This is a genomic window from Microbacterium sp. NPDC076911 (genome assembly GCF_040687125.1).
In the GTDB taxonomy this organism is placed as follows: Bacteria; Actinomycetota; Actinomycetes; order Actinomycetales; family Microbacteriaceae; genus Microbacterium.
The window spans coordinates 100479-119661 of sequence record NZ_JBFBMP010000004.1 but is presented as its reverse complement, the minus strand read 5'-3'; the positions used below and the strand labels follow the sequence as shown (position 1 = coordinate 119661).

Below are 19183 nucleotides of genomic sequence, written 5' to 3'. Positions count from 1 at the left end.
GTATGACGATCGTGCTCCGCGTCGCGACGACCGTAGCGACCGCCCCGCACGCTCGTACAGTAACGATCGACCGGCTCGCCCCACGCAAGATCGCGTTGAGCGCGACAACCGTCGTTCGTTCGGCGACGCACGCCCGTCCTACCGCAATGATGACCGCCCGCGCCAGAGCGGCAACGATCGACCCCGGCGCGATGACCCGCGTCGCGAGAGCAACCCGACCCGCTCCGACTGGAACGCTAAGTCACGCTCAGCGGCCCAAGAGGCTCACGTAGACGTCGTCCACGAGCGTCTTCAGGGCAAGGCCATTCAAGCCGCCCTGGTCGCCGACGTTTCGTTCGGAGACCTCGGTCTCGGTGAGAACATCGTTCAGGTGCTGACCGGAATGGGCGCGAGCGCGCCGTTCCCGATTCAGGCTGCGACGGTCAAGCCGATCCTCGAGGGCAAGGACGTGCTGGCGCGCGGACGCACCGGCTCTGGCAAGACGATCGCTTTCGGTGCTCCGCTCGTTGAGAGCGTCTTGCGCTCGCAGAAGGGTCAGCGTCGCGAGTTCGGTCGTTCACCGAAGGCACTCATTTTGGCGCCGACGCGCGAACTCGCATTGCAGATCGACCGCACGATTCAGCCGATCGCACGCAGCGTGGGCCTGTTCACCACCCAGATCTACGGCGGCGTTCCTGCCGGTCGCCAGGTGGGTGCCCTCAAGAAAGGTGTCGACATCATCATCGGCACTCCGGGTCGCATCGAGGATCTGATGAACCAGGGCAAGCTCGACCTCTCGCAGATTCAGATCACCGTCCTCGATGAAGGTGACCACATGTGCGAGTTGGGCTTCCTCGAGCCGGTGCAGCGCATTTTGCGTGAGACCGCACCGGGCAGCCAGAAGTTGCTCTTCTCGGCAACGCTTGACCGCGAAGTCGCGGCCCTGGTTGACGAGTTTCTCGTGGACCCTGCCGTCTACGAAGTTGCTGGTGAAGACCAGGACTCCGGCACGATCGACCACCGAGTGCTCGTCATCGACCACCGCAACAAGGCGGAGATCCTGGCATCGCTCGTCGACCGTGAAGGCAAGACGCTCGTCTTCACTCGTACCCGCGCCTACGCCGAGATGCTGGCCGAGCAGTTCGATGACGCGGGCATTCGTGCACTCGCGCTTCACGGTGACCTCAACCAGGCGAAGCGCACTCGCAACCTTGAGCGGATGACTTCGGGACGAGTCCACGTGCTCGTCGCCACCGACGTTGCGGCCCGAGGCATCCACGTCGATGACATCGATCTGGTTGTGCAGGCGGACGCCCCTGACGAGTACAAAACCTATCTGCACCGCTCGGGCCGCACGGGGCGCGCCGGTCGCTCAGGCACCGTCGTGACCTTGATTCCGCGTCAACGCCGCAACCGGATGAGCGACCTGCTCGATCGGGCCGAGATCGATGCTCCATTCGACGAGGTGCGTCCCGGCGATGCGCTTATCGAGGAGCTGGCCAATCGTCAGATCTCGAACGTCGACGCATAGCGCTCACTAAGCCGAAGAGGCCCGTCCCGACTAGGGGCGGGCCTCTTTCGGTCTGCGCTAGAAGAGCGTGGCCCCGGCGGCAGCTCGTCCGCGACTGGTTGTGACAACGCGTGAGCGTGCTGCCGGTCCAGACGCAGGTGCGCCTCTGGGGTGGTCATCTTCGGCGTGGCCGTCGAGACCATGCACCCTCATGAGCGGGCGCACACGCTTTGCTAGCCATGAGCGATAGCCTTTGGGCGCGTTGGCCGAAACGCCAGGGTAGAGACCCAGGTACGACGACACCAGTTCTGGATGCTCCTTCTCAAGCCACTGCATGAACCATTGTTTGGCTCCCGGACGCAAGTGCAGAGCGCCATAGACAACTCGCGTGGCACCGGCGGAGCGGATCTCGCGGAGCGCATGATCGATCACAGCGACGGAGTCTGTCAGGTGCGGAATGATCGGCATCAGAAAGACCGTGACACGAAAGCCTGCGTCTGCTGCCGCACGCACAGTCGCCAGTCGCGCGGCGGTGCTCGGGGTGCCGGGTTCGATCAGTTTCTGCAGTTGATCGTCGAAGACAGCGATCGACAGTGCGATCGATATGCGCACCGAACCGGCAGCATCTTTGAGCAGCGGAAGATCACGCCTCAGCAGCGTGCCTTTCGTCAGGATTGAGAACGGGGTTCCCGCTTCAGTGAGAGCGCTCGCGATCTCAGGCATGAGTTGGTATTTGCCCTCAGCTCGCTGATACGGATCGGTGTTGGTGCCAAGCATCACCGGCTCTCGCTGCCACGTCGAGCGATTGAGTTCACGCCTGAGCACGTCGGCGACATTTACTTTGACGATGATCTGCGAGTCGAAGTCGCGACCGGCGTCGAGCTCAAGGTATTCGTGGGTTCCTCGCGCGAAGCAGTACGAGCAGGCATGGCTGCAGCCCCGGTAGGGATTCACTGTCCAGTCGAATGGCATCGCGGACGAGCCCGGAACATGATTGAGCGCTGATTTGCAGAGCACTTCGTGGAAGGTCATCTCAGCAAACTCAGGGGTGGTAACTGACTGGACCAGCGAGTTCAGACTCTCAAGCCCAGGCAGGGCGGAGGCGTCTGCTGTGCCTAGTTGCTGACCTTGCCATCTCATAGGAACAGTCGAACATAGATACGAGAGTTAAGTCAACAAGGGAAGGATCAGAATCGAATCTATTCGATACTTGCTTGCCGATCAGGGGATCGGGATGATCGCGGGCGAGAATAGAAAGTGTGACCACCTCGCCGCACACGCCACGCGACCCTCAGTCGCGGCGTGAACTGCGCGCGTCCGCGCTGTTGGATACACAAGCGTCCGCGCCACGCCATGTTCGCGATCGTCGAGCTGCGCGCATCGGGTTTGGTTTCGCGGCAGTCGTCGCTGCGTCGCTTTTGGTTGGCTCCGCGGTAGCGGTTACTGCGGCAATCTCGGGACCGGCGATTGCGCACGACTCCACGTTGAACGCGAATTCGAGCGTCGACGTGCCGATGCCGGCCGCGGCCGAAGAGATACCCGTTCCCACTGATGGGGCCGTCGCCGTCGCCGACGACATCTGCGCTCTAGACGGAGTCGTTGCAAAGCTTGACTCTGGCGAAGATGAAGCCGCCATCATCGCGGCCGGTGGAGGTGAGGCCGTGCGGGCAGCCATCGCAGCCGGACAATCCGAATGCTTCTCACTCGACGATCCCGAGCGCGAATGGGTCGTGATCAACAAGACCCGACCGCTCGACCCGATCGACTACGCTCCCAGCTCGCTCGTGGGCTCGGAGGGGGTGCAGAGCATCTCGGGTGGCAAGCTGCGCAGCGATCCGGCAGTAGCGCTCGCCGAAATGGTAGCCGCCGCGGCAGGGGATGGTGTCGGCGTGATCGCGCTTCAGAGCGCATACCGTTCCTACACAACGCAACAGAGTTCCTATGGCACCCAGGTGGATGCGCGGGGCGTCGCGGGCGCTGACATGGTGAGTGCTCGCCCCGGCTACAGCGAGCATCAGACGGGACTCGCCGCCGATGTGGTTGCCTGCGATGGCGGCTGCGGAACGCTTGACGAACTCGCGGCGACGCCGCAGGGCGAATGGGTCGCGGCAGAGTCGTGGCGATATGGCTGGGTAGTGCGCTACGAAGAGGGGTTCACCGAGATCAGCGGATACTCACCCGAGCCTTGGCACTTGCGGTACATCGGCAACGAGCTCGCTGCCGCCTATCACGCCGGTGGGTACTCCACGCTGGAGGACTTCTTCGGACTAGATGCGGCACCCAATTACACGCAATAGTGTGATTTGCGGTGCAAGGTAGCATCCATGATGCTGAGGTCAATTTGGAACTCAGTGTCAGCTCACAGTAGACGCAATCTCACACAGGAGTAAGATCAGTGACGGGCTGCATAGGCGCGACGCGTCGGGCTCAGCTCCTCAAAGACGAGAGGGAGGCGCACATGAAGCGCGACATTTACGACGAGGACCACGAAGCATTCCGCGACGTCGTCAAAGAGTTCGTCAAGCGATACGCAACGACCGAAGCGCGCGAGCGTTGGGACGCAGCGGGCGAGGTTGACCGTGAGACCATGCTCGCCGCAGGCGAGTCGGGCCTCATCGGGCTCTCGGTACCCGAAGAGTTCGGCGGCGCGGGAATGCTACAGGACTACCGGTTCCGCACGATCGTGAACGAAGAAGTGATCGGTGCTGGAGCTGGCTCGCTCGCAGGTGCGTTCGGCATTCAGGACGACCTTGCTGTGCCGTACATCGTGCACATGGGCACGCAGGAGCAGAAGGAGAAGTGGCTGCCCCGCATGGCCACCGGTGAGATCCTCGGCGCCCTCGCCATGACTGAGCCTGGCGCAGGTAGCGACCTCCGCGGTGCGAGCACGACCGCCAAGAAGGTTGACGGCGGCTACATCGTCAACGGTGCGAAGACATTCATCTCTTCGGGTAAGACTGCTGACATCGTTGTCACGTTCGTCAAGACCGGCGAGGGCAACCGCCCCGACGCCTTCAGCCTTCTCATCATCGAGAACGGCATGGAGGGCTTCGAGCACGGCAAGAAGCTCAACAAGATGGGCTCGCATGGCCACGACACCGCAGAGCTCTCTTTCTCTGACGTCTTTGTGCCCGACGAGAACCTCATTAGCGGCAAGGAGGGCCAGGGCTTCATCCAGCTGATGATGAACCTGCCCCTTGAGCGATTGTCGATTGGTATCGCTGCCGCTGCGGCATCGCAGGCGGGCTTCGCCTGGACGGTCGAATACACCAAGAGCCGTGAGGCGTTCGGCGAGCGCATCATCGACTTCCAGAACACGCGCTTCAAGCTCGCAGATATCTCCACCACGGTAGACGTGATGTGGGCGTACCTCGACCGCGCACTGCTGGCGTACAAGGACGGAAAGCTCACCGCCGAAGAAGCGGCGAAGGTCAAGTTCTGGACCACTGAGCGCGAGTGGGAGATTCTCGACCAGTGCGTGCAGCTGCACGGTGGCTATGGCTACATCACCGAGTACCCGATCGCTCAGGCTCTGCTTGACGCACGCGTTCACCGCATCTACGGCGGTACGAACGAGATCATGCGCGAGATCGTTGGTCGCCAGATCGCAGGCAAGCGCTAAGCGTCTCCTCGACATCGAAATGCCGCGTCTCGCCCTTCGGGGCGGGCGCGGCATTTCGCGTCATTGGCCGCTAGCTACGCAAGAACCCACGGATACGTGAAGAAGAAGATCAGGGCGGATGCTGCGACGAAGAGCGCGACAAATACAGTGTCGCGAGGGCGCCACGGCACCAGGTAGCGCTCGGTGCGGTCAGGATAGGCACCGAAGGCGCGCGCATCCATCGCGAGGGCAACCCTTTCAGCGTGCCGGATCGCCCCGGCGAGCAGCGGCACAATATAGCCGCTCCACCGAGCGATCACGGCGACCGGTCCGCGTCCGCCGTGGGCGCCACGCACGCGATGGGCTTGTCTGATGACCTCAAGCTCATACCCGAACCGTGGCACGAAGCGGAACGCGGCGAGTGCCGTGTAGCCGATGCGATACGGCACCCGCAGTTGCTGAACCATTGCTCGCACGAGATCTGGGCCGGTGGTTGACAGCCCGACAATCAGCGTGAGCGAGACGATCGCCGCGATGCGAAGACCAGTCGTGAAGCCGATTGCGAGTGCGCCCCAGTACAGCGTCCAGTCGCCTAATTGCAGGGCGGGGGCGGTGTGGTCGACCTGGGCGGCATCGGTCCAGATCGAGAACCCGACACCGACGACGATGATGGCGAGTGGCAGAGTCACCAGGACAGCGGCAAGACGCCTCGTCATCGATACTCCGACGAGAATGATCGCGTAGCTGAGCACGATGAAGGCGGCAGGGGTGACAGCATCCCGAACAAAGACCAGCACCATCATCGCGGGAAGCGGCGCCATGAGTTTGGCCAGCGGGTTGAGGGCGAAAAGAAAGCGGATAGGGGACGCCGCTACCCGCGCTGCATACGGATCGAATTCTTCTTGCGCGGGAGCGAGCAGTGTCGCGGCGGTCATGAGATGCTCCCGCCCGGAAGGTCTCGAAGACGTGCGATATCCGTGAGATCAGGGTGCGAGGGCAAGTTCGCGAGGGCCTGCCGAAGCGGCGGCAGGCGTAGACCCGCCCGTTCAATCAGCGTGTGATCGCCGAAGATGTCGGGTGTGGGTCCGGCTGCGATGACGCGGCCGTCGGCGAGCACGATCGTGCGGTCAGCGTATTCGGTCACCAGTTGCATGTCGTGGGTGACCACAACGATGGTGGTGCCGTGATCATTGAGCTCTCCCAGCAACGAGAGCAACTCGTCAGCGCGAGCGCGGTCTTGCCCGAACGTCGGTTCATCGAGAACCAGAATTGGAGCTCCCGCGACCAGAGCGGTGCCGACGGACAGTCGCCGCTTTTGCCCTCCCGAGAGCAGGAAAGGGTGGCTGTGTGCCTTGTCGGCGAGGCCGAACCTCTCAAGCAGTGCGAACGTGCGAGCTTCAACCTCGTCTTCTGGCAGTCGTTGGCGCCGCAGCCCATGCGCAACTTCGTCAAACACCGTATGCGCGATGAATTGGTGCTCAGGGTTCTGGAAGACGAAGCCGATTCGCGTACTCATGGTGTGCGCGTCCGTGCGGGCAACGTCGACGCGTCCGCGGTCCGCAGCGCTGCCCACTCGGGCGGTGCCACCCACGTGCGCGTCGCTATTCAAATGCACGGTGTCGCGTGGTGGTGCAATGACCCCGGCAATCGCCTGGATCAGGCTGGTCTTGCCCGCCCCGTTCGCTCCGACGATCGCAACGAACTCGCCCTTGCGGATCTCAAGGTTCACGTCGTGAAGCACCGTGGCGCGTCCGCGTCGAAGTGTGAGGTTGCGCACCTCGATGGCAGTGTGAGGTGTGGATGCTGCGCGTTGCGTGACCGCGAGTGGATGCGGCATCTCGTCCTTGACGGCAGCTACTTGCTCGGGTGCTGATTCGAGCGCGGCGCGAAGTTCGGCGGGTGTGAGGGGGAGGGGGTCGAATACGTACCCGGCGCGACGCATTCGAAGCGCGGCGATCGTCGAGACGGGCAGCCACACCCCCATCGCGTGCAGCTCGGTCGCGCGATCGCGCAGCACTTCGTCGACAGAGCCGTCATAGGCGACAACGCCCGCGTGGTCGAGCACGACCACTCGGTCAACGAAACCGATCGCGGCATCGAGGTTGTGTTCCACTAGCAGGATTGCATGATTGCTGGCAGAGACCAGCTCGGCAAGGGCCTGATAGACCTCTTCAATTCCCTGCGGGTCAAGGTTTGCGGTGGGCTCATCGAGCACGAGCAGCGGTGCACCCATGGCCAATGCGCAAGCGATAGCGAGGCGCTGGCGGCCGCCACCCGAGAGGCGGTCAGGATTCTCACGGCGACGTTCCCACAGCCCGACCTGCCGAAGCGCGGCCTCTGCGCGTGAGAGCACAGCGGCGGTGGGCATTCGAAGATTCTCCGGACCGAAAGCTACCTCATCGAGAAGAGTGCCCGTCACCAACTGCGCGTCGGGGTCTTGGAAAACCATGCCGACGCGGGTGCTGAGTTCGGCTACGGAGGTCTCGAGGGTGTTGAGTGCGTCGACCGAGAGTGACCCCGTAACTCCAGCCGGTATCGCGTGAGGGATCAAACCGTTGAGGGTGAGGGTGAGGGTGGACTTGCCCGAACCAGAAGGCCCGAGCAACAGCACGACCTCACCCGGGGCGATCTCGAGGGAGACCAATGCTGGCGAGGCTACGGTTTCACCCTCGTGCGTGATCGCAACCTCTCGCAGCCGCACCAGGGGGACGGTGAGGTCGGCCGGCCCAGCGGTGGAGGCGTCGCGCTCGAGTGCGGTCATGAAACTTTCCGAAGGTGAACTTAGTCAGTCCTAACTTAGTTCACCCTAAGGAATAGGGCGAGTCTCACGGAGTCGCTGTGTGCTCAGCTTCGCACGCGGCGAGGCACGCCGGCGCGGCGCAGAGCACGACCGATGGCGAGGCCTATTGCCGTCCACGCGACAGGGCCCGCGATGAACAGCGCTACGTAGACAATCTGTCCCCATAGTGGAAAGCGTGTGACGTCTGCGGCGAACCAGATGGCAACGGCGATGACGGCTCCCACAATCACCGCAGAGAGAAAGAACCGCCACGGTTGCCACTGTTTGTAGCGCGAAGTCGCGGCCACGAGTTCTTGGAGCCCGCCGATGAGCAGGGCAGTGCCGATGTAGCGACCGATCCAAGGCGGGGTCATCGCGCTTGCCACGAGGGCCGCGACGAAGTGAGTGATGAGCGCAACCCACGGCGCCCGCAACAGTTCTTGGGCGATTACGCCGGGAAGCACGTGCACACCAAGCACGAGACCATAAAGGATGGGCAAAGTCGCCGAAACGGGCACGCTGATGACGCCAGCAGCCACCTGCAATACGCCTGTCGCGACGCCAATCGCGGCGCACGTGAGCAAGACGCTCGTAGACAGGCGCGATTGTGAAGTCACCCGCCCAGCGTAGTCCCGGTCTCTCATCGGATTCTCACAAAGGCCCATTCACAAGCTCGAAGCTGTGGGTTAGCTTTGATTTTGCGGGTGTCGAAGACGACATCTGCTCATCTTCCTACACACCAGGGAGCACTTCATGGGTCGAAATGCCTTGAGGGCTGCAGCGGCGATTACCCTCGCTGCGCTGTTCACAAGTACCGCCACCGCCGGCTTCGGCGCGACCGACGAGGAGGTGACCGTCCCCGCCCCCATCGACTCGCCCACCGGCAATTACATCGTGCTTCTCGAGGAAGAACCTGTCGCTGGCTATGAGGGCGGCGAAGCAGGCCTTGCGCCCACCAAACCTGGAGAAGGTGAGAAGCTCGATCCTCGCTCGCGTAGCGCTCAGAACTACACCGAGTTCCTCGAAGAGCGTCAGAACGAGGTTGCTGCCGAGGCGGGCGTCGAGCCTGAAGCGTCCTACCAGGTCACGCTCAACGGCTTCAGCGCGCAAATGTCGCCGGAAGAAGCTGGCAAGCTCTCTGCCGCCAAGGGCGTGCTTTCCGTGTATCCCGATGAGATTCGGCACCCCGACGCTGTTTCATCGACCGAGTTCCTCGGTCTTGAAGGCGACGACGGCGTCTGGCAGTCAGTCGGTGGCGTGGATGCTGCGGGCGAGGGCGTAGTGGTGGGTGTCGTCGACACCGGTATCGCGCCTGAGAGCCCCTCATTCGCAGGCGACCCGCTTGGAACAACCCCCGGTGAAGATCCCTACCTTGTCGGCAACAACGTCGTCTTCGACAAAGCAGATGGGCAACAGTTCGTCAGCGAGCGAGTGACGGGTGATGAATGGGACAACAGCGACTATTCGACGAAACTCATCGGCGCGAAGTACTTCTCCTCGGGCGCCGCGGCCGCGGGCTACGATTTCGCCGCTGACTACCTGTCGCCCCGCGATGGCGACACCCACGGTTCCCACACCGCGAGCACTGCCGCCGGCAACGCGGGGGTAGCGGCCTCTGTTGCAGGCACCGACTTCGGCACGGTTTCAGGCGTCGCCCCAGCCGCAAAAGTCGCCTCATACAAGGCTTGCTATGTCGGTCCAGATCCGCTCACGACCGATGACGACATCTGCGCGCTGAGCGACCTTCTGAGCGCGATCGACGCTGCCGTCGCCGACGGTGTTGATGTCATCAACTACTCGATCGGTGGCGGCTCGGCGACCTCAACGCTCGCGGCCGACGACGTGTCGTTCTTCTACGCTGCCGTTGCGGGCGTTTTCGTCTCGGTGAGCGCCGGCAACTCTGGCCCGGGCGCGTCAACCGCCGACCATGCATCGCCGTGGTACATGACCGTCGCCGCATCCACTATTCCGACTTACGAAGGCACCGTGCAGTTGCCCAGTGGCTTCGAGGCGGCGGGTGCATCGATCTCAGTGCCGTTCGGCACGACGATCACCGACGATGTCATCTACGCCGGCGACGCGACGCTCGCTGGTCAGTCCACGACCGAGGCTGCGCTGTGCTACCTCGACACGCTTGACCCTGCCCTCGTCGAGGGCAAGATCGTGGTCTGTGACCGCGGCACCATTGCCAGAGTCGAGAAGTCCGAAGCTGTTGCCGAAGCGGGCGGCGTGGGCATGATTCTGGTGAACGTCACTCCGGGCTCTCTCGACAATGATTTTCACTCAGTGCCCACCGTGCACCTGAGTGATGAGTACCGAGACGCGATCCTCGAATACGTGCGCGCGACGCCGAACCCCACGGCGACTCTCATCGGTGACAACGTCACGGGCATCGAAACGCCCACGCCACAGGTGGCGGGATTCTCAAGTCGCGGTCCGATGCTGGCAGACGGCAGCGACGTCATCAAGCCAGATATCTCAGCTCCCGGCGTCGCGATTCTCGCGGCGGCGGCCAATGCTCCGGGCGAAGCGGGCGTGTTCGAGTTCCTCTCGGGAACCTCGATGTCATCACCGCATATTGCAGGCCTTGGGGCGTTGTATCTCGGCGAGCGACCGCTTGCCAGCCCCGCTGAGGTCAAGTCGGCAATGATGACTACCGCCTATGACACGGTTGACGCATCGAACAATGCGGTCACCGACCCGTTCGCGCAGGGCGCGGGACACGTAGACCCGACAAAGTTCTTCGATCCTGGGCTGCTCTATCTCAACGGACCGAATGACTGGGCCTCTTATATGGAGGGCACCGGCAATGCTGACTTTGCCGACATCGAGCCGATGGATCCCAGCGACCTGAACCTCGCGTCGATCGGTATCGGAAGCTTGTCAGGATCGCAGTCAGTGACTCGCACGGTCACCGCGACCACCGCCGGAACGTACACCGCGTCGGTGTCGTTCCCCGGCATCACGGCTGAGGTTTCACCCTCTACGGTCACGCTCGGTGTAGGTGAAAGCGCTGAATTCACCATGACGTTCTCGAACGAGAGCGCGGCGGTCGAGCAGTGGTCGACGGGTTCGCTGACGTGGACGGGCCACAACGGAATCACCGTTCGCTCACCGCTGGCAGTGCAACCGGTCACCGCCGATGCGCCAGAATCGGTGATCGGTCAAGGCATCACATCGAGCACGGATGTCACTTTCATCTCGGGCATCTCGGGCGATCTTCCGCTGAATCTCAGCGGACTTGCACCGCTCGAACTGCTTGTGGCTCCGGATGCTCCAGAGGCGCATTCAGGCGACGAAACCTCGGGCGATGCGAACGGCAATATCTCTTGGGTCACCGAGATTGAAGAGGGCACGCGTCTCGCCCAATGGACGCTCGACTCTTCTGACGATGTCGGCAGCGACCTCGACCTGTTTGTGTACCACGTCGTGAGTCCCGACGATCTGCGCTACTACGAGGTATGGCAGTCCGCGACGGGCTCAGCCGACGAGCAAGTCACGTTGGACTACCCAGAAGCGGGTACCTATCTGATCATTGCGAACCTGTATTCGGTCACCGATCCATTCACGTGGGACCTTCATGAAGGCATCGTTACCCCCGATGGGGTCGGCGAGTTCACGGCGACGCCCAACCCCGTCAACGTGGCTCAGGGCGAGCAAGCAACCTTCACCGCGTCATGGCAGAACCTTGAACCGTCAACCAGTTACCTGGGCGTCGTGCAGTACGGCGATTCTGCGGTGCGCACGCTGGTCACTGTCGAGGCAGGCGATCCCGCTCCGGTTGCCACTAAAGCTCCGAAGATCACTGGGTCTGCGAAGGTCGGTAAAACGCTCAAGGCTGACCCGGGAAAGTGGACACCGAGCGGCGTTTCAGTTGCCTATCAATGGCTGCGTGATGGCGAACCTATTGATGGAGCAACCACGCCGCGCTATGAGGTGACGTCGGCGGACGCTGGTTCAGCACTCTCGATTCAGGTGACCGCCACGCAGAGCGGGAACACCAACAGCGGCGTGGCTGTGAGCGATGAAGTGATTGTGAAGAGCAGCTCGAAGACGACCGTCAAGATGAACCGCTACGTCGGCAAGACTTCGCAGACGTTCGAAGTCAAAGTGTCGGTGAACGTTTCGGGCGACGCCGCTGCCGAAGGCGAAGTGACAGTGCGAGTGGATTCCAAGAAATACACGGGCACACTCGCCGACGGGGCGCTCACCATCACGCTGCCGAAGCAGAGCAGAGGCATCCACGTCGTGACGGCCGTCTATGAAGGCACCGACACGGTTGAGAGGTCAGCAGGAGTGTCAGGGTTCTTGGTGATCCGCTAGGGCGAAAACGTTGAGGGGCGCTCGAGCAGTGCTCGAGCGCCCCTCAACGTGTGGCGTGCGTTGGCCGACGAGGGTTACTCGGGGTGCGGCTCGTCGGGCCACACCACCTCAAGCCCCTCCACGGGGTTGCGCTTCAGATACTTCTCGACGAATGGGCAGTGCGGCACCACGGTGTCGTTTCGTGCGGCGGAGTCAGCCATCGCGTCTCTGACGAGAAGCTTCGCAAGCCCTCGCCCGGCGAAGGCGGGGTCAATTTCAGTGTGCGGAAAAGACACGCGTTCATGAGAGTCGATCTTGTAGTCGGCGAAGCCAGCCAACACATCGCCGACATGAATCTCGTAGCGGCCCGCTTTCTCATTGCGCGCGACGGTGGTTTCATCTGCGGAGGTTGTCATTGGCATCCTTTCCTCTGGTGATCAACGTACGGCTTTGTGAATCGTGTTGCCAGTCTCGCACTGCAGTAGGTTCCTGAGAGTGACGAAACCTGAACGGGCCGCTTCGCCCGCACTGATGACTCACCGACAGATTCTGTTGGTGATCGCTGGCCTGATGTCGGCGATGTTCCTGTCGGCGCTTGACCAGACGATCGTCGGCACGTCGATGCGCACGATCGCCGATGACCTGGGCGGTCTCGAACTGCAGGCGTGGGTGACCACCGCCTACCTCATCACCGCGACGATCACCACCCCGATCTATGGAAAACTCAGCGACCTGTACGGCAGACGACCGCTGTTCATCTTCGCGATCGCGGTGTTTCTGCTCGGGTCGCTCCTTTCGGGCATGGCGACGTCGATGTATGAATTGGCGGCGTTCCGTGCAGTGCAGGGCATCGGCGCTGGTGGTCTGATGGCGCTTCCGCTCGCAATCATGGGTGACATTCTGGCGCCGCGTGAGCGCGCCCGCTACCAGGGCTACTTTCTTGCGGTGTGGGGTGTGTCGAGCCTGATCGGACCGCTGGTGGGCGGACTGCTCGCCGGCACCGATCAGATTCTTGGCGTCGCGGGGTGGCGCTGGGTGTTTCTCGTCAACATTCCGGTCGGAATCATCGCGATGTTCATGGTGGTGCGTTTCCTTCACGTGCCCCGCTTCGCTCGAAGTGGCAAGGTGCGCATCGACTGGTGGGGGGCGACCTTTGTCATGGTCGCACTTGTGCCGTTGTTGATCGTCGCGGAGCAGGGAAGCGAGTGGGGCTGGAGCTCAGGGTGGTCGATCGGATGCTACGTCACCGGTGTGCTCGGCATTGCCGCCTTCATCTTCACCGAGCTCAAGATGGGCGAAGATGCTCTGCTGCCGATGAAGCTCTTCCGCATCCCCACATTCTCAGTCGTGGCCGTGCTGGGCTTCCTCGTCGGATTCGCTATGTTCGGCGCGATGATGACGATTCCGCTGTACCTGCAACTGGTAGACGGGGCAACACCCGCCGAGAGCGGCTTGCTGATGTTGCCGATGATCCTTGGACTGATGGTTTCTTCGATCGGCAGCGGGCAGATCATCGCCCGCACCGGAAAGTACCGAATGCTGCCCATTTTGGGCACTGCTTTGTTGTCTGTTGGCTACTTCTGGATGACGTTCCTCGACGCAGATCAGCCCATCTGGGTGATCATGGTGGGAATGGCGATCATCGGACTCGGCCTAGGCCAGCTGATGCAGACTCTCACGATCGCCAGCCAGAACGCGGTCACGGCGCGTGACATGGGCGTCGCTACGAGTTCGTCGACGTTCTTTCGCCAGATCGGCGGCACGCTCGGCACCGCCGTGTTCTTCTCGCTGCTGTTCAACAGGTTGAACGAAACGCTCGCCGAGGCGTTCTCAAACCCCACCATCATCGGCCCGCTGACAGACGCGATGCAAGACCCTACGGTGCAGGCCGACCCCGCGAACGCAGAGATTCTTGCCTTGCTCAACACGCAGGATCCCGCACAGATCGGCGGCGCGCTCGACACCGACAGCTCGTTCCTGCTCGGGGCCGACCCTCGGCTCGCTGAGCCCTTTCTCGTAGGCTTCAACGAAGCGACTGTCTCGGTGTACTGGCTTGGCTTCTTCGCAGCCATGCTCGCGTTCTTGGTGGCCTGGTTTGTGCCCTCGCTGCCGCTGCGTGAGGTATCGGCAATGCAGGAACAGGCCGATGCTGATGCCGCTGCTGCGCTGGTCGAACCAATGACGGGTTCGATCGCTGCCGCTGCCGCTGCCGCTGCCGCTGCCGCTGACAACGACAGCGAAAGTGACGCCCGGAGCGACGCCGAGAGTCGTGACGGGGGCGATGCCACCAAGAGGTGACAGAGTGGGGGGATGCCACAGCTCACCGACCTCGTGCCACCGGGCGCTGACGAAGACACCGTTTACGACGGGTTTGTGCAGTGGGCATCCAGTCGTGGACTGACGCTCTACCCCGCTCAAGATGAAGCGGTCATCGAGATCGCTTCCGGCGCGAACGTGGTGCTTTCCACCCCGACGGGCACCGGAAAATCGATGGTTGCGATTGCCGCTCACGCGGCGGCGCTCGCCGCAGGTGGGCGCACCTATTACACCGCGCCGATAAAGGCCTTGGTGAGCGAAAAGTTCTTTGCTCTGGTCGACATTTTCGGTGCAGACAACGTCGGCATGGTCACGGGCGACTCGTCGGTCAACGCGGATGCGCCCATTATTTGCTGTACCGCAGAGATTTTGGCGAACCTCGCGTTGCGCCAAGGGCCAGACGCGCTTGTCGACCAGGTCGTCATGGACGAGTTCCACTACTACGGCGACAGTGACCGGGGCTGGGCCTGGCAGGTGCCGTTGCTGCTTCTGCACCGCGCCCAGTTCATTCTGATGTCGGCAACCCTCGGCGACGTGACCGACATCGCCGAAGATCTCGAACGCCGAACGGGCCGGCCGGTCGCGCGCATCACGGGCGTCGAGCGCCCGGTGCCATTGCATTACTCGTACATGCGCAAACCCGTGCATGAAACGGTCGAAGAGCTGCTTCAGACGGGTGAGGCGCCGGTGTACATTGTGCACTTCTCGCAGGCTGCCGCGATGGAGCGAGCGCAGGCGCTCTCGTCAATTCGTATCGTGTCGCGCGAGCAGCGAGACGAGATTGCCGAGGCAATCGGCGGGTTCCGCTTCACCACCACGTTCGGGCGCACGCTCTCGCGATATGTGCGGGCGGGGATCGGTGTTCATCACGCGGGGATGCTGCCGCGCTACCGGCGACTCGTCGAAACTCTGGCGCAGCGGGGCCTGCTTCGAGTCATCTGTGGCACCGACACCCTCGGCGTCGGCATCAACGTGCCGATCCGCACCGTCATGATCACTGCACTGACCAAGTACGACGGCCAGCGGATGCGACAGTTGAGCGCGCGCGAGTTTCACCAGGTGGCTGGCCGGGCGGGGCGTGCTGGCTACGACACCGCCGGCACCGTGGTGGTGATGGCTCCCGACCACGAGATCGACAATGCGTCGTCGCTGGCTAAGGCGGGGGATGACCCGAAGAAGCTCAAGAAGGTCGTGCGAAAGAAAGCGCCGCAGGGGTTTGTCAACTGGGGCGAGGCCTCATTCGAACGACTCGTTGAGGCGGAACCTGAGCCTCTGGTTCCCCAGATGCAACTCACCGCTGCGATGCTCATCAACATCATCGCGCGTGGCGGCGACGTGTTTGAGAACGTGCGCGACATCGTGCGCAACAACCACGAGCCTCGTGCGCGACAGTTCGAGCTCGCGCGCCGCGCGCTTGACATCTTCCGCACCTTGGTGGCCGCCGACGTGGTTGAAGTGACAGGGGAAGGCAGCATCCGACTCACTGTCGACCTGCAGGCCAATTTCGCCCTCAACCAGCCGCTGTCACCTTTCGCGCTCGCCGCGATTGAGTTGCTTGACCCTGAAGACGAAGCGGGCAGCGTAGGAAGCGGGCACTACGCACTCGATGTCGTAAGTGTGATCGAGTCAACCCTCGACAGCCCTCGGCCGGTGCTGTCTCAGCAGCAGTTTCTGGCCCGAGGCGAGGCGGTTGCCGCGATGAAACGCGACGGTATCGAGTACGACGAGCGCATGGAGCTGCTCGAAGAGGTGACTTATCCGAAGCCGCTCGAAGAGCTGTTGAGCCAGTCGTACGAGGTCTTCGCTTCGAGCCAGCCGTGGATTCGTGACTTTGAGCTATCGCCGAAGTCGGTCGTGCGCGACATGTTCGAGCGGGCCTTCTCGTTCGCTGAACTAACGCAGCATTACCAACTGGCGCGCAGCGAAGGGCTTGTGCTGCGCTACCTCTCTGATGCCTATCGCGCCATCCGGCAGACCGTGCCGACCGAAGCTCAGACGTCTGAGCTGCTCGATCTGATCGAGTGGCTGGGCGAGCTTGTGCGCCAGGTCGACTCGAGCCTCGTCGATGAGTGGGAAGCGCTGATCAACCCGGTGGCTGATCCATCCGCTCCCGTCGTTCCGCCCGCACCGCCGTCGGTGCTCACGAACCGCCGCGCCTTTCTCGTGCTGGTGCGCAACGAGCTGTTTCGCCGCGTGCAGTTGGCGGCGTTGCAGAAAGACGACGAGTTGGTCGCGCTCGACCCTGACGTCGACTGGCCAGCGGCTCTGGACGCCTACTTCGACGACCATGACGAGCTGCTTACTGGCGGACCGGCGCGTTCACCGCGGCTGCTCGACATCGACGAATCGACAGCAGCCGATGGCATCTGGAAGGTTGAGCAGACGATCGACGACCCTGCCGGCGATCACGAGTGGCGCATCCGGGCTGAGGTCGACCTTGCCGCGTCGGTAGAAGAGGGCACAGCGGTCGTTCGCGTGACGGAGGTCGTGCGGCTCTAGCCCGCCTGGAGAACGGGTGAGTGGTGTCGGGTGCCACGGCTACCCTGGGAGGGATGAGCAACCAGTCAGACCCATACGCAGACCTGGTGTGGGATCCAGACGAATACGCCCCGCCGCCGGAGTTTGACGAGCCGCCGTTTGACGAGGGGCCATATCGCGGTGCACCGAACTCAGCTGCTGGCGCCAGCGCGCCACCTGGCCCTCCCACCACGTTCCCCTCGTCGCCACGCAAAGACTTCGTTGGTGCCGACGCACGAGCGGTGTTACACGAGGTCTACGGCTACGACACCTTCCGCGGCGACCAGGGTGAGATCATTGACCAGGTCATCGCTGGTGGCGATGCTGTGGTGCTCATGCCGACCGGTGGCGGAAAGAGTGTCTGCTATCAGTTGCCCGCACTCGTGCGACCGGGCACCGGGCTCGTGGTCAGTCCTCTGATCGCCCTCATGCACGACCAGGTTGACGCGCTCAAGGCCAACGGTGTGCACGCGGGCTACCTGAACTCGACGCAGAGTCCCGGCGAGCGGGCGGCAGTCGAGCAGGCGTACCTCTCCGGCGAACTCGACCTGCTCTACGTCGCACCCGAGCGCCTCAATACCGAGCCCACGTTGCGCTTTCTCGCGCGGGGAAAGCTCAGCGTTATCGCCATTGACGAAGCACACTGTGTCTCGCAGTGGGGTCACGACTTTCGTCCTGACTACCTAGGCCTCGGCGGTCTCGGCGAGCGATTCCCCGGGGTGCCGCGCCTCGCGCTGACGGCGACGGCAACCCGTGCGACTCATAAAGAGATCACCGAGCGTCTGCAGATGCCCAAGGCGAAGCACTTCGTCTCGAGTTTTGACCGCCCCAACATTCAGTACCGCATCGAGGCGAAGACCGATCCGCGCCGACAACTCGTCGCCTTCATCCGCTCCCTTCGCGCGACCGCTGACACCGACCCCCCGGCCGGCATCGTCTACGCGCTCAGTCGCAAATCGGTCGAGCAGACGGCTGAGTACCTCAGTACGCAGGGCGTGAACGCGCTGCCCTATCACGCGGGCCTTCCCGCCGAGACTCGAGCCGCCAACCAATCGCGTTTCCTGCGCGAAGACGGTGTCGTCATGGTGGCAACGATCGCTTTCGGCATGGGCATCGACAAGCCCGACGTCCGCTTTGTCGCGCACATTGATCTGCCGAAGTCGGTAGAGGGCTACTACCAAGAGACCGGTCGCGCCGGACGTGACGGCGAAGCATCCATCGCCTGGATGGCCTACGGCCTCGGTGACGTCGTGCAACAGCGACGGATGATCGACCAGAGCCCGGGTGATCGCACCTACAAGGTGAGGCTCGGGCAGCACCTCGACGCGATGCTCGGTCTTTGCGAAACCGTCACCTGTCGACGCCAGAACCTGTTGGACTACTTCGGTCAGCCGTCGCAGCCATGCGGCAACTGTGACACCTGCATCGAAGCCCCCGACACCTGGGATGGCACCATCGCCGCGCAGAAGCTGCTGTCGACGATCGTTCGGCTCAAGCGTGAGCGCAACCAGGCGTACGGTGCCGGACACCTCGTCGATATTCTGCGCGGGGCATCGACCGAGCGAATCCGTCAACAGGGCCATGACACGCTCGCGACCTACGGGCTTGGTTCCGATCTCAGTGACCAGGACTGGCGCAGCGTCATTCGTCAGATGCTCGCTCGCGGAATCATCGTCGCGCAGGGCGATTACGGCACTCTCGCGCTGAGCGAACCCGCGGGCCCGGTACTGCGAAGCGAAGCAACCGTTCTGTTGCGCCGCGATGTGATCGGCCGCACGGGCACAGCACCTCGGGTTCGCAAGACATCAGCATCCGACACATTGGATGCTGCCGATCGCGGGCTCTTCGAAAAGCTGCGTGAGTGGCGAGCAGGTGTGTCGAAGGAACTTGGGGTGCCGGCTTACATCGTGTTCGGCGACGCGACGCTGCGCGCTCTCGCCGAACACCGTCCACAGAGTCTGGGCGACCTCGATGGAGTGACGGGCATCGGCGCCAAGAAGCGCGAAGCGTACGGCGAGGCGGTGCTCGCGGTCGTGGCTGGCGCCTAGCTCGCAGCTGGGCACTCACAGCACGTCTGCGGCTTCGCCGGAGTACCTGTCGGGAGTACACAACAACAGGCGAAGCCGTAGCCTAGCCGCGTTGTAGCAATGCGCCAATGGTGTTGCCGGGACGTTAGAGG

At 62.8% G+C, this 19183-nt stretch carries 12 protein-coding genes; 7 read left to right on the top strand and 5 right to left on the bottom strand.

Annotated features, from left to right (window positions below):
• Positions 1-1510: DEAD/DEAH box helicase (locus AB0O81_RS07485; RefSeq protein WP_363582828.1), on the top strand; the 1510-nt coding region annotated here is incomplete at its 5' end.
• Positions 1511-1567: 57 nt separating this feature from the next.
• Here AB0O81_RS07485 and AB0O81_RS07480 read toward each other — a convergent pair.
• Positions 1568-2629 (bottom strand): Rv2578c family radical SAM protein, encoded by a 1062-nt coding sequence (locus AB0O81_RS07480; protein WP_363582827.1) that lies wholly within the window; start codon positions 2627-2629, stop codon positions 1568-1570.
• 119 nt (positions 2630-2748) lie between these two features.
• On the opposite strand from AB0O81_RS07480, the gene AB0O81_RS07475 reads away from it, so the two are divergent.
• Both AB0O81_RS07475 and AB0O81_RS07470 read left to right on the top strand, forming a co-directional pair.
• Positions 2749-3786, top strand: coding sequence for a M15 family metallopeptidase (locus AB0O81_RS07475; RefSeq protein ID WP_363582825.1), 1038 nt, complete (start codon positions 2749-2751; stop codon positions 3784-3786).
• A 161-nt stretch (positions 3787-3947) separates the two neighbouring features.
• On the top strand, positions 3948-5111 hold the full coding sequence (locus AB0O81_RS07470) for an acyl-CoA dehydrogenase family protein (protein WP_363582823.1): 1164 nt from the start codon (positions 3948-3950) through the stop codon (positions 5109-5111).
• A gap of 74 nt (positions 5112-5185) precedes the next feature.
• Here AB0O81_RS07470 and AB0O81_RS07465 read toward each other — a convergent pair whose 3' ends face one another.
• The 3 genes from AB0O81_RS07465 to AB0O81_RS07455 all read right to left on the bottom strand — a co-directional run bounded on the left by AB0O81_RS07465 (position 5186) and on the right by AB0O81_RS07455 (position 8486).
• Entirely contained in the window at positions 5186-6025 is an 840-nt protein-coding gene (locus tag AB0O81_RS07465; protein ID WP_363582821.1) for an energy-coupling factor transporter transmembrane component T, read from the bottom strand.
• Positions 6022-7851, bottom strand: a complete 1830-nt coding sequence (locus AB0O81_RS07460) for an energy-coupling factor transporter ATPase (RefSeq protein WP_363582819.1) — start codon at positions 7849-7851, stop codon at positions 6022-6024. Before AB0O81_RS07460 ends, AB0O81_RS07465 begins: the two co-directional genes overlap by 4 nt.
• Positions 7852-7934: 83 nt before the next feature.
• Positions 7935-8486 (bottom strand): ECF transporter S component, encoded by a 552-nt coding sequence (locus AB0O81_RS07455; protein WP_363582817.1) that lies wholly within the window; start codon positions 8484-8486, stop codon positions 7935-7937.
• A gap of 136 nt (positions 8487-8622) precedes the next feature.
• Between AB0O81_RS07455 and AB0O81_RS07450 the strand changes: the two genes are divergently transcribed.
• A complete protein-coding gene (locus AB0O81_RS07450; protein ID WP_363582815.1) occupies positions 8623-12192 on the top strand; it encodes a S8 family serine peptidase in 3570 nt (1189 codons plus the stop codon).
• 74 nt (positions 12193-12266) lie between these two features.
• On the opposite strand, the gene AB0O81_RS07445 is transcribed toward AB0O81_RS07450, so the two are convergent.
• Complete coding sequence (locus AB0O81_RS07445) at positions 12267-12587, bottom strand: GNAT family N-acetyltransferase (protein WP_363582813.1); 321 nt, start codon at positions 12585-12587, stop codon at positions 12267-12269.
• 115 nt (positions 12588-12702) lie between these two features.
• On the opposite strand from AB0O81_RS07445, the gene AB0O81_RS07440 reads away from it, so the two are divergent.
• The 3 genes from AB0O81_RS07440 to recQ are packed head-to-tail and all read left to right on the top strand — an operon-like array spanning position 12703 to position 19052.
• Complete coding sequence (locus AB0O81_RS07440; protein WP_363583362.1) at positions 12703-14469, top strand: MDR family MFS transporter; 1767 nt, start codon at positions 12703-12705, stop codon at positions 14467-14469.
• 12 nt (positions 14470-14481) lie between these two features.
• Positions 14482-16986, top strand: coding sequence for a DUF3516 domain-containing protein (locus AB0O81_RS07435; RefSeq protein WP_363582811.1), 2505 nt, complete (start codon positions 14482-14484; stop codon positions 16984-16986).
• Between the two features lie 53 nt (positions 16987-17039).
• The gene (gene recQ / locus AB0O81_RS07430) at positions 17040-19052 is read left to right on the top strand and encodes a DNA helicase RecQ (RefSeq protein WP_363582809.1); all 2013 of its coding nucleotides are present in this window, start codon (positions 17040-17042) and stop codon (positions 19050-19052) included.
• Positions 19053-19183: the final 131 nt, after the last annotated feature.

Coding starts and splice junctions, on each gene's coding strand:
- AB0O81_RS07480 (WP_363582827.1), bottom strand. CDS start 2,629: ATGAGATGGCAAGGTCAGCAACTAGGCACAGCAGACGCCTCCGCCCTG.
- AB0O81_RS07470 (WP_363582823.1), top strand. CDS start 3,948: ATGAAGCGCGACATTTACGACGAGGACCACGAAGCATTCCGCGACGTC.
- AB0O81_RS07465 (WP_363582821.1), bottom strand. CDS start 6,025: ATGACCGCCGCGACACTGCTCGCTCCCGCGCAAGAAGAATTCGATCCG.
- AB0O81_RS07460 (WP_363582819.1), bottom strand. CDS start 7,851: ATGACCGCACTCGAGCGCGACGCCTCCACCGCTGGGCCGGCCGACCTC.
- AB0O81_RS07450 (WP_363582815.1), top strand. CDS start 8,623: ATGGGTCGAAATGCCTTGAGGGCTGCAGCGGCGATTACCCTCGCTGCG.
- AB0O81_RS07445 (WP_363582813.1), bottom strand. CDS start 12,587: ATGACAACCTCCGCAGATGAAACCACCGTCGCGCGCAATGAGAAAGCG.
- AB0O81_RS07440 (WP_363583362.1), top strand. CDS start 12,703: ATGACTCACCGACAGATTCTGTTGGTGATCGCTGGCCTGATGTCGGCG.
- AB0O81_RS07435 (WP_363582811.1), top strand. CDS start 14,482: ATGCCACAGCTCACCGACCTCGTGCCACCGGGCGCTGACGAAGACACC.
- recQ (WP_363582809.1), top strand. CDS start 17,040: ATGAGCAACCAGTCAGACCCATACGCAGACCTGGTGTGGGATCCAGAC.